At 71.6% G+C, this 12,453-nt stretch carries 8 protein-coding genes; 7 read left to right on the top strand and 1 reads right to left on the bottom strand.

The genetic code is table 11. The features are described from left to right. Positions 1 to 63: 63 nt before the first annotated feature. Complete coding sequence (gene murA, locus OHB13_RS13150; protein WP_164266016.1) at positions 64 to 1,410, bottom strand: UDP-N-acetylglucosamine 1-carboxyvinyltransferase; 1,347 nt, start codon at positions 1,408 to 1,410, stop codon at positions 64 to 66. A 282-nt stretch (positions 1,411 to 1,692) separates the two neighbouring features. Between murA and OHB13_RS13145 the strand changes: the two genes are divergently transcribed. The 7 genes from OHB13_RS13145 (at position 1,693) to OHB13_RS13115 (ending at position 12,391) form a co-directional block, all read left to right on the top strand. Continuing rightward, positions 1,693 to 2,361, top strand: a complete 669-nt coding sequence (locus OHB13_RS13145) for a YqgE/AlgH family protein (protein ID WP_401609157.1) — start codon at positions 1,693 to 1,695, stop codon at positions 2,359 to 2,361. A 30-nt stretch (positions 2,362 to 2,391) separates the two neighbouring features. Continuing rightward, positions 2,392 to 2,685: a DUF3039 domain-containing protein gene (locus OHB13_RS13140; protein WP_164266014.1), complete on the top strand. Its 294-nt coding sequence runs from the start codon at positions 2,392 to 2,394 to the stop codon at positions 2,683 to 2,685. Between the two features lie 162 nt (positions 2,686 to 2,847). Further along, complete coding sequence (locus OHB13_RS13135; RefSeq protein ID WP_328377209.1) at positions 2,848 to 4,596, top strand: beta-N-acetylhexosaminidase; 1,749 nt, start codon at positions 2,848 to 2,850, stop codon at positions 4,594 to 4,596. A gap of 288 nt (positions 4,597 to 4,884) precedes the next feature. After that, positions 4,885 to 5,781, top strand: coding sequence for an FAD binding domain-containing protein (locus tag OHB13_RS13130; RefSeq protein WP_328377208.1), 897 nt, complete (start codon positions 4,885 to 4,887; stop codon positions 5,779 to 5,781). Beyond that, positions 5,778 to 7,568 carry a (2Fe-2S)-binding protein gene (locus OHB13_RS13125; protein WP_328377207.1) on the top strand — a complete coding sequence of 597 codons (1,791 nt, stop codon included), beginning with the start codon at positions 5,778 to 5,780 and terminating at the stop codon, positions 7,566 to 7,568. The genes OHB13_RS13130 and OHB13_RS13125 overlap by 4 nt, the downstream gene beginning before the upstream one ends. Next, positions 7,565 to 9,880 (top strand): xanthine dehydrogenase family protein molybdopterin-binding subunit, encoded by a 2,316-nt coding sequence (locus OHB13_RS13120; RefSeq protein WP_328377206.1) that lies wholly within the window; start codon positions 7,565 to 7,567, stop codon positions 9,878 to 9,880. Before OHB13_RS13125 ends, OHB13_RS13120 begins: the two co-directional genes overlap by 4 nt. A 309-nt stretch (positions 9,881 to 10,189) precedes the next feature. Next, complete coding sequence (locus tag OHB13_RS13115) at positions 10,190 to 12,391, top strand: terpene synthase family protein (RefSeq protein WP_328377205.1); 2,202 nt, start codon at positions 10,190 to 10,192, stop codon at positions 12,389 to 12,391. Positions 12,392 to 12,453: the final 62 nt, after the last annotated feature.

Here is a 12,453-nt window from a genome sequence, read left to right as displayed (position 1 = left end):
CTCGTCCTCAAGCTCCCCCGGCTACCGCTGGGAGGTGCCCCCAGGACGGGCTTGTTTTGCCCGTCAGACCAGTGCCGCGCCCGGCAGTTCCACCTTTGCGCCCAGTTCGATCAGCTTGTCGAGGAAGTTCTCGTAGCCGCGGTTGATCAGGTCGATGCCGTGCACCCGTGACGTGCCCTGGGCCGCCAGTGCGGCGATCAGGTACGAGAAGCCGCCGCGCAGGTCGGGGATGACCAGGTCGGCGCCCTGCAGCTTGGTGGGGCCGCTGACGACCGCCGAGTGCAGGAAGTTGCGCTGGCCGAAGCGGCAGTCCGAACCGCCCAGGCACTCGCGGTAGAGCTGGATGTGCGCGCCCATCTGGTTCAGCGCGGACGTGAAGCCGAGCCGGGACTCGTACACCGTCTCGTGGACGATGGAGAGGCCGCTCGCCTGGGTCAGCGCCACCACCAGCGGCTGCTGCCAGTCGGTCTGGAAACCGGGGTGGACGTCGGTCTCCAGCGCGATGGCGTTGAGCGGGCCGCCCGGGTGCCAGAAGCGGATGCCCTCGTCGTCGATCTCGAAGGCGCCGCCGACCCGGCGGAACGTGTTGAGGAACGTCATCATCGAGCGCTGCTGGGCGCCGCGTACATAGATGTTGCCCTCGGTCGCCAGCGCGGCCGACGCCCAGGACGCGGCCTCCAGACGGTCCGGCAGCGCCCGGTGGTTGTAGCCGCCGAGCTGGTCGACACCGGTGATCCGGATCGTCCGGTCGGTGTCCATCGAGATGATCGCGCCCATCTTCTGCAGCACGCAGATGAGGTCCTCGATCTCCGGCTCCACGGCGGCGTTCGACAGCTCGGTGACGCCCTCGGCGAGCACCGCCGTCAGCAGCACCTGCTCGGTCGAGCCGACCGACGGGTAGGGCAGCCGGATCTTGCAGCCGCGCAGCCGCTGCGGGGCCTCCAGGTACTGGCCGTCCGCCCGCTTCTCGATCGTCGCGCCGAACTGGCGCAGCACCTCGAAGTGGAAGTCGATCGGCCGGCCGCCGATGTCGCAGCCGCCGAGACCGGGGATGAACGCGTGACCCAGCCGGTGCAGCAGCGGGCCGCAGAAGAGGATCGGGATGCGGGAGGAGCCCGCGTGGGCGTCGATGTCCGCGACGTTGGCGCTCTCGACGTGCGACGGGTCGAGGATCAGCTCGCCCGGTTCCTCACCGGGGCGGACGGTCACACCGTGCAGCTGGAGCAGCCCGCGCACGACGCGTACGTCCCGGATGTCGGGCACATTGCGCAGTCTGCTCGGACCGCTGCCGAGCAGCGCGGCGACCATCGCCTTGGGCACGAGGTTCTTCGCGCCGCGAACGCGGATCTCGCCCTCAAGCGGGTTACCGCCGTGGACGAGCAGGACATCGTCGGTGCCAGTGCCGGTCATGAATCTCGCGTTCCGGTGGAGGAGGGGTGGACAGAGGGGCAGTCTCACAGAGTAAGGGGCGAAGACCCCCCTTCCATAAGGCAACGGGGGGCTGTCGTGCGTCATGACTTCGCTACAACACGTTCCGTACGGAATCGGTCACGGCGTGCCGCCGCGCGTCACTCCGTACGGAGGCGCCCCGGCTGCCCGCGTGGCCGAGCTTCTTCCGCGCTGAGCTGCGGCCGGGTAAGTGTTCCCGGCCCCGGGCCCCACGGAGCGCGATTGTGCGGGATCATGTGTGCCATGACGGAGGTGTCCTCGCTCACAGGGCGGCTGCTCGTGGCCACTCCCGCCCTGGCGGACCCGAATTTCGACCGTGCCGTGGTGCTCGTCCTCGACCATGACGGGGAGGGCTCGCTCGGGGTGGTCCTGAACCGCCCGACCCCGGTCGGTGTCGGTGACATCCTGGCGGGCTGGGAGCAGCTCACCGGGGAGCCCGGCGTCGTCTTCCAGGGCGGCCCGGTCTCGCTGGACTCGGCGCTGGGCATCGCGGTGATCCCGGGCGGCGCGAGGAGCGGGGGCGGTGCGTTCGAGTTTCCGGGCATCGACGAGCCCACCCCCCGGCGCAGGCCGTGGGGCGACGCGGCCACGGGGCTGCGGCGCCGCGCCGACCGGGACGACCCCATCGGCTGGCGGCGGGTGTACGGCGCGATCGGCCTGGTCGATCTGGAGACCCCGCCCGAACTGCTCGCGGCGGCGCTCGGCTCGCTGCGGATCTTCGCCGGATACGCGGGCTGGGGCCCGGGACAGCTGGCCGCGGAGGTGACGGAGGGGGCCTGGTACGTGGTGGATTCGGAGCCCGGCGACGTGTCGTCACCCGACCCGGACGGGCTGTGGCGGTCGGTGCTGAGGCGCCAGCGGAGCGGACTGGCGATGATCGCCACCTATCCGGAGGACCCTTCGCTGAACTGAAGGCGGAATGAGTCAGTACCCTTGGCCCCCATGAGCACTCTTGAGCCCGAGCGCGGGGCAGGTACGGGGACCCTCGTAGAGCCGACACCCCAGGTGTCGAACGGCGACGGCGACCACGAGCGCTTCGCCCACTATGTCCAGAAGGACAAGATCATGGCGAGCGCGCTGGAAGGCACGCCTGTTGTCGCACTCTGCGGCAAGGTCTGGGTGCCGGGCCGCGACCCGAAGAAGTATCCGGTCTGCCCCATGTGCAAGGAGATCTACGAGTCCATGGGCGCCGGCGGCGACAAGGACAAGGGCGGCAAGGACGGCGGCAAGAAGTAGCGCCCCGTTCCACCCGTCCCGCTCCACCCCGGCCCGCTCCTCCGCAGGCGCACGGACCGGCCGCGGCCTCCTCCGGGAGGCCGGCCGGCGGTGCGCCTGTACGTCTGTGCTGCCCGGTGAATTGGTCTATGCCACTTGCCGTGGGTCCGGCAGGATGGGCGCATGGATCTGATTCCCGCGCCCCTCGGCGCACAGGAGACGCAGGACGGCGGCGCGTTCACCCTGGACGCCGGCACGGTCATCGATGCCGGACCCGGCACCGAGGGGGTCGCCCGGTGGCTGCGGCAGGTGCTCGGCGACGCGACCGGACTGCCCCTGGGCGCCGGTCCCGTGAGCGGTCCACATTCTGATTCGAGTTCTGATTCGGGTCCGAGTTCTGATTCCGGTTCGGGTTCCGGTTCCGGTTCTGATTCCGGTTCCGCGGAGGGAGCGGGCTCCGCCGGCGGGACCGTCCGGCTGCGGATCGCCCCCGTACCCGGCGCAGGCCCCGAGGCGTACACGCTGTCCGTCGGCAGCGACGGCGTCCGTCTGGACGGCGGCAGCGCGGCAGGTGTCTTCTGGGGAGCGCAGACACTCCGTCAGCTGCTCGGTCCCGGCGCCTTCCGGCGGGCGCCGCTGCGGCCCGGCGCCCCGTGGCGGATCCCCGCCTGCGCCATCGAGGACAGCCCCCGGTTCGCCTGGCGCGGCATGATGCTCGACGTGGCACGGCACTTCATGCCCAAGGACGGTGTCCTGCGCTATCTCGACCTCCTCGCCGCCCACAAGCTGAACGTCTTCCACTTCCACCTCACGGACGACCAGGGCTGGCGCATCGAGATCAAGCGCTACCCGCGGCTGACCGAGGTCGGCGCCTGGCGCTCCCGTACGAAGTGGGGCCACCGCGCGTCACCGCTCTGGGACGAGAAGCCGCACGGCGGTTACTACACCCAGGACGACATCCGCGAGATCGTCGCGTACGCCGCCGAGCGGCACATCACCGTCGTCCCCGAGATCGACGTCCCGGGCCACTCGCAGGCCGCCATCGCCGCCTATCCGGAGCTCGGCAACACCGACGTCATCGACACGGCCGCCCTCACCGTCTGGGACACCTGGGGCGTCAACCCCAATGTGCTCGCCCCGGCGGAGAGTTCGCTGCGCTTCTACGAAGGCGTACTGGAGGAGGTCCTCGCCCTCTTCCCCTCCACCTTCATCCACCTCGGCGGCGACGAGTGCCCCAAGGAGCAGTGGAAGGAGTCGGCGGCCGCCCAGGCGAAGATCGAGGAGCTGGGCCTCGGCGACGAGGACGAGCTCCAGTCGTGGTTCATCCTGCACTTCGACCGCTGGCTCGCCGACCGCGGCCGCCGTCTCATCGGCTGGGACGAGATCCTGGAGGGCGGTCTCGCACCCGGTGCGGCCGTCTCGTCCTGGCGCGGTTACGCGGGCGGGATCGCCGCGGCCGAGGCGGGGCACGACGTTGTCATGTGCCCCGAGCAGCAGGTGTATCTGAACTTCCGGGAGGACGGCGGCGAGGACGAGCCGATGCCCATCGGGTACGTCCGCACCCTGGAGGACGTCTACCGCTTCGAGCCCGTACCGCCCCAGCTGAGCCCCGAGGCCGCCGCACACGTCCTCGGCACCCAGGCCAACGTCTGGACCGAGGTGACGGAGAACCAGAGCCGGGTGGACTACCAGGTGTTCCCGAGGCTCGCGGCCTTCGCGGAGGTCGCCTGGTCGGAGCTGCCGGAACCGGCGGCCCGCGACTTCGCGGACTTCGGCCGGCGGATGGCCGCGCACTACGCCCGACTTGACGCGCTCGGTGTCCAGTACCGCCCGCCGGGCGGCCCGTTGCCCTCGCAGCGGCGGCCCGCCCCCGAGGGGATGACGTCCGCGGCTCTCGGACGCCCGATCGAGGGGGCGCCCCCAAACGTGTGAGCGTGCGGGCAAGGTGTGTACGGGGTTCTCGCCTCTCCGCCACCATGTACCGCCGGGCCGAACAACTCAGGCAACAAGTGCAGAAGAGCGGTAATCGGCACTTCGCGGCAATCATGTGTGAATGCGGACGTTCAGTCTGGGAAGGGATGGATCTGCCCTTCGCGGACCCTCCCGTCGGGCAGTCCGGAAGATGTGCCAGAGTTGCCACGTCCGGGCTATGAGCACGTACCGTACGGCGCAACAGGCGGGACAGCCGGGACACCGGGACACCGGGAAGGGGCAGCTGGGTTGACCACGCACGCACCGCAGGCGGCGCAGTCCGTGACGCTGCCGACGTCGCTCGACGAGGCTGTGGCGGCACTGACGGCCATGCCTGCCGCCGTCCCCGTCGCGGGTGGCACCGATCTGATGGCGGCCGTGAACTCGGGGCTGCTGCGGCCCACGGGACTTGTCGGACTCGGCAGGATCAGCGAGATCCGCGGCTGGCACTACCAGGACGGCCACGCACTGCTCGGCGCCGGCCTCACGCACGCCCGGATGGGACGGCCCGACTTCGCCGCGCTCATCCCCGCGCTGGCCGCCGCCGCGCGCGCCGCGGGGCCGCCGCAGATCCGTAACGCGGGCACGCTCGGCGGCAACATCGTCACCGCGGCACCGACCGGCGACGCGCTGCCCGTGCTGGCCGCGCTGGAGGCCACGCTCGTCATCGCGGGGCCGGGCGGCTCACGCCGCGAGACCCCGGTCTCGCATCTGCTCGCGGGCCGGGACATGCTCCAGCCCGCCGAACTCGTGGGCTTCGTACGGGTACCGCTGCTGCACGCGCCCCAGGTCTTCCTCAAGGCCACCGGGCGTACCGGCCCCGGCCGCGCCACCGCTTCGGTCGCGGTGGTCCTCGACCCGGCCAGGCGCGGCGTGCGCTGCGCGGTGGGAGCCGTCGCCCCGATGCCGCTGCGGCCGATGGAGGCCGAGCAGTGGATCGCCTCGCTCATCGACTGGGACGGAGAACGCGGGCTGGCGCAGGAGGCGCTCACCGCCTTCGGCGAGTACGTCGCCGCCGCCTGCATCCCCGACGCGGCACCGCCCCCCGAAGGGGGAGAGGCGCAGCCGCTGCCCCCGGCCGTACTGCACTTGCGGCGGACCGTAGCCGCACTGGCCCGGCGAGCACTGGGGAGGGCACTGTCGTGACCACCAACGACGACCGGGGCGGCTGGCAGCCGGTCCCGCAGGGCGGCGAGTACGACGCCGAGGCCACGGCGTTCGTACAGCTCCCGGAGGGCATGGACCCGTCCGGCGCCCCGCTGGCCGCGCCCGGCCACGGGTACGTGCCGCCGATGATCCTGCCGCTGACCCCGGCAGCGGGCACGGACCCGGCCGCCACCGGACAGTGGACGGTGCCGCAGGCGGACCCGTCTCATCACCAGCCGTATCAGACGCACCAGTCCGACCAGCCCTACCCGTCGGACCAGTCCCACCAGCCCTATCCGTCCGACCAGTCCCAGCCCTACCCTTCCGGCCAGTCCCACCAGACCTATCCGTCCCCGCACGCGCCGGAGACGCCGTACTGGCCGGAGCCCGCGCAGGATCCGCACTCCGGTCCGGGGTACCCGCAGGCGCCGATGGCCACCGGCCAGTGGACGTTCGGGGACGCGCAGGACTCACCCGTCCCCGAACAGCCGCACCAGCAGCATCAGCACGGCGGGGACCTCACCGGACAGTGGACGATCCCGGTCGCTGAGGGAGACGTCCCCGAGGAGTCCGGTGAGTACGCCGCCTCCTCGCTGGCACGCCCGGCCACGCTGCCCGGTGGTGCGCGCGCGCCGTGGGCCGTACCGGCGGAGCCCGAACCGGACCACGGGATTCCGGCCGATGGCGCCCCCGTACCGCAGGACGAGCACGAGACGGGCGCCGAGCCGCCCGCCGGGGACGGACACGGAACGGCGGCCGACGAGGCGGACGTTCCGGCGGCCGGTTACGGAACCGGCCCCGATCCGGACCCCGACCCGGATCCCGATCCCGACCATGCCGGATCTGCCGTACCCGGCGGTGAGCGTGACGCGCACGACCCGCGGGAGCCGCACGACACCGCCCAGACCCCGCGTCCCGTACCGGACGCGCATGGCGTTCCGGCCCCCCGCGCGGCCGAGTTCGACGCGGCGTCCGGGGCGGCAGGCACGGAGACCGCTCATCCCGCAGCCGGTCCCGCCGGCACGCACCCCGATGCGGCGCACTCCGACCCGGTGCACCCCGAGCCCGCCCCCTCCGGTGCCGGGCACCCCGGCACCGGCGCGGAAGACCCCGGTGCCGAAGACCCCCGCGCGGAGCTCCCCGGTGCGGAAGTCCCCGGTGCACAGCCCGCGTCCGACGACGCGGCCCCCGCCGTCGCCTGGAGCGAGCACACACCCGCCTCGTACGTCCTGCGGGTGAACGGCACCGACCGCCCCGTCACCGACGCCTGGATCGGCGAGTCGCTGCTCTACGTACTGCGCGAGCGCCTCGGTCTCGCGGGCGCCAAGGACGGCTGCTCGCAGGGCGAGTGCGGCGCCTGCAACGTTCAGGTGGACGGCCGGCTCGTCGCCTCCTGCCTGGTCCCCGCTGCCACCGCGGCCGGCTCCGAGGTACGTACGGTCGAGGGCCTCGCCGTCAACGGCGAACCCTCCGACGTGCAGCGCGCGCTCGCCGAGTGCGGAGCCGTCCAGTGCGGTTTCTGCATCCCGGGCATGGCCATGACGGTCCATGACCTCCTGGAGGGCAACCACGCCCCCACCGAACTCGAAACCAGACAGGCCCTGTGCGGCAACCTCTGCCGCTGCTCCGGCTACCGGGGTGTGCTGGACGCGGTCAGCGAGGTGGTCGCCGGTCGCGCGGAGGCGGGCGCCGCGTCCGAAGAGGCCCGTATCCCGCACCAGGCAGCACCCGGCTCCGGCAGCATGCAGCCGGACAACCCGCAGCAGCATGACGGAGGCATGGCGTGAGCAGCGACGCGGCCACCGCGGCCACCGCGAAGTCCCCTGAGGCGGACGGCCCGGAGGAGGAGCCGCCCGCGCACGGGCTCGGCGCGTCCCTCCCGCCGGCCGACACCCGCGCGAAGACCGAGGGCACCTTCCCCTACGCGTCCGACCTGTGGGCCGAGGGCCTCCTCTGGGCCGCCGTGCTGCGCTCCGCGCACCCGCACGCGCGGATCCTCTCCATCGACACCTCGGAAGCGTCCGCGATGCCCGGCGTCCGCGCGGTGGTCACGCACGCCGACATCCCCGGCGACGCCGCACACGGCCGCGCGGTCGCCGACCGTCCGGTCTTCGCGTCCGAACTGGTCCGCCACCACGGCGAGGCCATCGCCGCGGTCGCCGCCGACCACCCGGACACCGCCCGGCTCGCCGTGGCCGCCATCGCGGTCGAGTACGAGGTGCTGGAGCCGGTCACCGACCCGGAGAAGGCCTTCGAGGCCGAACCGCTGCACCCCGACGGCAATCTGATCCGCCACATCCCGCTGCGGTTCGGCGACCCGGACATCACCGGCGAGGTCATCGTCGAGGGCCTCTACCGGATCGGCCGCCAGGACCCGGCACCCATCGGCGCCGAGGCCGGGCTCGCCGTGCCCCGGCCCGACGGCGGTGTCGAGATCTACACCGCGTCCACCGACCCGCACACCGACCGCGACCTGGCCGCCGCCTGCTTCGGCCTGGAGCCCGACCGGGTCAAGGTCGTGGTGACCGGAGTGCCCGGTGCCACCGGCGACCGCGAGGACACCAGCTTCCAGCTCCCGCTTGGCCTGCTCGCGCTGAAGACCGGCTGCCCGGTCAAGCTGGCCGCGACCCGCGAGGAGTCCTTCCTCGGCCACGCCCACCGCCACCCGACCCTGCTGCGCTACCGCCACCACGCGGACGCCGAAGGGCGTCTGGTGAAGGTCGAGGCGCAGATCCTGCTGGACGCGGGCGCGTACGCCGACGCCTCGTCCGAATCGCTGGCGGCGGCCGTCTCGTTCGCCTGCGGCCCCTATGTCGTCCCGCACGCCTTCATCGAGGGCTGGGCGGTCCGTACGAACAACCCGCCGTCCGGCCATGTCCGCGGCGAGGGCGCGCTCCAGGTCTGCGCCGCGTACGAGGGCCAGATGGACAAGCTCGCGGCCAGGCTCTCCATGGATCCGGCCGAACTGCGGCTGCGCAACGTCCTGGCCACCGGCGATCTGCTGCCCACCGGACAGTCCATCACCTGCCCGGCGCCGGTCGCCGAACTCCTGCGCTCCGTCAAGGACTTCCCGCTGCCCGCGCTGCCCAAGGACACCCCCGAGGGCGACTGGCTGCTGCCCGGCGGGCCGGAGGGCGCGGGCGAGCCGGGCGCGGTGCGCCGCGGGGTCGGCTACGCGCTGGGCATGGTCCACATGCTCGGCGCCGAGGGCGCCGACGAGGTCTCCACGGCCACGGTCAAGGTCCACGACGGGGTCGCCACGGTCATCTGCGCCGCCGTCGAGACCGGCCAGGGCTTCTCCACGCTGGCCCGGCAGATCGTGCAGGACACCCTCGGTATCGAGGAGGTCCATGTCGCATCGGTCGACACCGACCAGCCCCCGGCCGGTCCCGCCACGCACGGCAGGCACACCTGGGTGTCCGGCGGAGCCGTGGAGCGGGCGGCGAAGATGGTCCGCACCCAGCTCCTCCAGCCGCTGGCCCACCAGTTCGGGATGTCCACCGAGCTGCTCCAGATCGCCGACGGCAAGATCACGTCGTACGACGGGGTGCTCTCCACGACGGTCACCGAGGCCATGGACGGCAAGGAGCTCTGGGCGACGGCCCAGTGCCGTCCGCATCCGACCGAGCCGCTCGACGAGTCGGGGCAGGGCGATGCCTTCGTCGGGCTCGCCTTCTGCGCGATCCGCGCGGTGGTGGACGTCGACATCGAACTGGGCTCGGTCCGGGTCGTGGAGATGGCCGTCGCCCAGGACGTCGGCCGGGTCCTCAACCCGCGGCTGCTGACCTCCCGTATCGAGGCGGGCGTCACCCAGGGCGTCGGCGCGGCCCTCACCGAGAACCTCCGTACGACGCGGGGCGTGGTCCGCCACCCGGACCTGACCGGTTACGCGCTCCCCACGTCCCTGGACACGCCGGACATCCGCATCGTGAAGCTCATCGAGGAGCGCGACGTGGTGGCCCCGTTCGGCGCGAAGGCGGCGAGCGCGGTGCCGGTGGTCACTTCGCCGGCCGCGGTGGCGGCGGCGGTACGGGCGGCGACCGGCCGGCCGGTGAGCCGGCTCCCGATCAGGCCGCAGGCCGCGGTGGTCACTGGCTGAGCAGGACCAAGCCCTCTAAGGCGGTTGAGGGCGGGCGGCTTCGCAGGTGGTTGCGGGCGGGCGGTTTCGCAGGTGGTTGCGGGCGGGCGGCTTCGCAGGTAGTTACGGAGGGGCGGCTTCGTCAGCAGTTGCGGACGGGCAGCTGTTCAGGCAGTTGAGCTGCCCTCCGCAGCACATCTGCCCCCGTCCCGCTCCCGGTTCGCGCCCGCGTCACACATATGGGCATAGTGGCATCTCCCGGAGGATGCCGTTCCCGTGCAGGGGTAGTGCTGCTCTGATCAGCGACCTCATGGGAAAGGCCGAACGTCAGTGTCAAAGCCTTTTGAATTGCCGGAGTTCTACCTGCCGCATCCGGCCAGGCTGAATCCCCATCTCGAAGAGGCCAGAGCCCACACCAAACAGTGGGCCAGGGACATGGGCATGCTGGAGGGATCGGGGGTCTGGGACGAGCACGACCTCGACTCCCACGACTACGCCCTCCTCTGCGCCTACACCCACCCGGACTGCGGCGGACCCGAACTGTCGCTCGTGACCGACTGGTATGTGTGGGTGTTCTTCTTCGACGACCACTTCCTGGAGTTGTTCAAGCGGTCGCAGGATCGGCAGGGCGGCAAGGCGTATCTGGACCGGCTGCCCGCCTTCATGCCGATGGATCTGGCCGACGGGTTCCCCGAGCCGCAGAACCAGGTGGAAGCGGGCCTGGCCGACCTCTGGGCGCGCACCGTCCCAGGGATGTCCATGGAGTGGCGGGAACGTTTCGCCGTGAGCACCGAGAATCTGCTCAACGAATCCCTCTGGGAACTCTCCAACATCAACGCGGGACGCGTCTCCAACCCCGTCGAGTACATCGAGATGCGGCGCAAGGTCGGCGGAGCGCCCTGGTCGGCCGGGCTCATCGAGTACGCGACGGGTGCGGAGGTGCCCGCGGTCATCGCGGGATCGCGTCCGCTGCGCGTACTGAAGGACACGTTCTCCGACGGGGTGCATCTGCGCAACGACCTCTTCTCGTACGAGCGGGAGATCCAGGAGGAGGGCGAACTCAGCAACGGCGTCCTGGTCCTTGAGACCTTCCTCGGCTGCACCACCCAGGAGGCGGCGGAGGCGGTCAACGATCTGCTCACCGCGCGGCTCCATCAGTTCGAGAACACCTTCTTCACCGAACTCGGCCCGCTATTCGCGGAGTTCGGTGTGGATCCGAAGGGCGTGGCCGACACGCTCACCTATGTGAAGGGGCTCCAGGACTGGCAGTCCGGCGGCCATGAGTGGCACCTGCGCTCCAGCCGCTATATGAACGACGGCGGTGTGGTGGCGGAATCGGCACCGGGACTTCCGCTCGCGCCGCGGGGGCTCGGTACGTCCGCCGCGGACATCAAGCAGCTCATGGGGAGGACGGGCGCGGCCCGGCTGCGCAACCATTTGCACGTGCCGCACCAGCACGTCGGACCGTCCCGGCTCCCGGACTTCGACATGCCGTTCGAGCTCTCGCTCTCGCCGCATCTGGAGACCGCACGGCGCCATCTCGTCGCGTGGGCGTACCGGATGCGGATGCTCGACGACATCTGGGACGAGCGGCTGCTCACCGGGTACGACTTCCCGGTCTGCGCGGCGGGCATCGACCCGGACGCCACCGCGGACGAACTGGACCTTTCCTCGGGCTGGTTGGCCTGGGGGACGTACGCCGACGACTACTTCCCCATGGTGTACGGGCGGACCCGCGACCTCGCGGGCGCGAAGGCGCAGAACGAGCGGTTCTCGCTCTTCATGCCGCTGGAGGGGGAGGCGCCCCCGCCGTTGAACGCCATGGAGCGTGCGCTGGCCGATCTGTGGGCGCGCACGGCGGCCCCGATGGACGGCGCCGCGCGCCGCACTTTCCGTACGGCGGTCGAGAACATGACGGCCAGCTGGCTCTGGGAACTCGCCAACCAGGCGCAGCACCGCATCCCGGAACCGGTCGACTACATCGAGATGCGCCGGATGACCTTCGGCTCCGATCTGACGATGGCGCTGGCCAGGCTCGGCCACGGGCACCGGATCCCGGACGAGGTCTTCCGCAGCGGTCCGGTGAAGTCCCTGGAGAGTTCGGCCGCGGACTACGCGTGCCTGATGAACGACGTCTTCTCGTACCAGAAGGAGATCGAGTTCGAGGGGGAGGTGCACAACGCCGTCCTGGTCGTCCAGGCCTTCTTCAACATCGACTACCCGACCGCGCTGGCCATGGTCGATGACCTGATGGTGTCGCGTATGCGGCAGTTCCGGCATGTGGCCGAGCACGAGATCCCGGTCGTCTGCGAGGACTTCGGGCTCGACGACGCGACCCGCGAGGCGCTGGGGGCCTATGTACGGGAGCTGGAGGACTGGATGGCGGCCATCCTGAACTGGCACCGCAAGACCCGCAGGTACGCGGAGGCCGACCTGCTCGCGGGCGGACCGGGCTCCCGCTTTCTGCCGCGTGCCCGGTCGGGGTTCGGTATGGCGGCGCTGGGGCTGGCGGAGCTGGTCAACCGGGGGTGAGGGGGCTGGGCCCCGGGGCGGCTCGGCGTCCGGGGCGGGTGTCCGGAGGGGGTGGGTCCCGG

The organism is Streptomyces sp. NBC_00440, assembly GCF_036014215.1.
GTDB lineage: Bacteria > Actinomycetota > Actinomycetes > Streptomycetales > Streptomycetaceae > Streptomyces.
Note: the sequence above shows the minus strand (reverse complement) of the source record. Positions and strands in the feature narration are given on the sequence as shown.